Consider the following 849-nt stretch of genomic DNA (forward strand, 5'->3'; position numbering starts at 1 on the left):
CGCGAATGGCGCCCCTCAGTACAAGGCGGCTGAGCTTATGCAGATACCACAACGCACGTTGCGACGTTGGCGTTCATCACAAGGGCAGGTGCTGCCAGACCTACGCTCGCTTGCTATTCAAGCGGAGCCGAAAAACAAGCTGTCTGAGCAAGAGCGTCAGCATATTCTGCATGTCTGCAATGACGCTGACTACGCCAGTTTACCCCCGAGCCAAATTGTTCCACGATTGGCTGATCAAGGCGAATATATCGCCAGTGAATCCACGATCTATCGCGTGCTGAAAGAGAATGACCAACTTCACCATCGAGGTAAAGCCAAGCCGCCACAGCCAGCGACAGAGCCGACGTCTCATCAGGCAAGTCAGCCGAATGAGATCTGGACATGGGATATCAGCTATTTACCTTCGAATGTACGTGGCCTGTATTGGTATCTTTATATGATCATCGATATTTACAGTCGGAAAATCGTTGGTTGGGAAGTTCATGACCGCGAATGCGGTGCGCTTGCGTATCAACTCATTGAACGCGCGACGCTCAGCGAAGGGTGCTTGGTCAAGCCGCGTTATCTACACGCTGACAATGGCGCACCGATGAAATCACTGACCTTACGCGCCAAGCTGGATGAGATGGGTATCCGTACCTCCTTCAATCGCCCAGGAGTCAGTAACGATAATGCGTACTCGGAATCATTGTTCCGCACAGCCAAGTACCGCCCTAACTACCCGGCACATGGCTTTGAGGGACTGGGCGCAGCGCGTGAATGGATGTTGAACTTCGTCAACTGGTACAACAATGAGCATCGTCATAGCGCGATTAAATTCGTCACGCCAGCGCAAAGACACCGCAACCA

General features: G+C 52.4%; 1 protein-coding gene. It reads left to right on the forward strand.

The features are described 5' to 3' along the window. A partial coding sequence (locus BZJ21_RS15370) for an IS3 family transposase (protein WP_108743193.1) occupies nucleotides 1-849 on the forward strand: 849 nt, incomplete at both ends.

Source organism: Salinivibrio costicola subsp. alcaliphilus (genome assembly GCF_001996185.1).
In the GTDB taxonomy this organism is placed as follows: domain Bacteria; phylum Pseudomonadota; class Gammaproteobacteria; order Enterobacterales; family Vibrionaceae; genus Salinivibrio; species Salinivibrio costicola.